General features: G+C 50.2%; 1 protein-coding gene. It reads right to left on the bottom strand.

Annotated elements, in window-relative coordinates; all coding sequences use genetic code 11:
• A partial coding sequence (locus AAEZ06_RS27995) for a hypothetical protein (protein ID WP_350617438.1) occupies positions 1–247 on the bottom strand: 247 nt, incomplete at both ends.

The raw sequence follows: 247 nt of genomic DNA, 5'->3' as shown, positions 1-247 counted from the left end.
ACGTTCACCAACACTCATCGCTTCACCCGTCATCACCTGACCATCTAACGCTATAAGACCTGAAGCGGTAACGGCACAATCAGCGACGGGGACTTGGTAGCGACCAACATATTGATCACGCACCACCATACCCGTGATAGAGCGGTCACCAATACTAATGAGGAATGACTTGCTAGCGACAGTAGGATGACGTAAAACATCTTTGATGGATTCAGCTAGATTGACGTCGCCAAGCTCAAGCGGTGGC

It is taken from the genome of Pseudomonas sp. HY7a-MNA-CIBAN-0227 (assembly GCF_040310325.1).
In the GTDB taxonomy this organism is placed as follows: Bacteria; Pseudomonadota; Gammaproteobacteria; order Pseudomonadales; family Pseudomonadaceae; genus Aquipseudomonas.
Note: the sequence above shows the minus strand (reverse complement) of the source record. Positions and strands in the feature narration are given on the sequence as shown.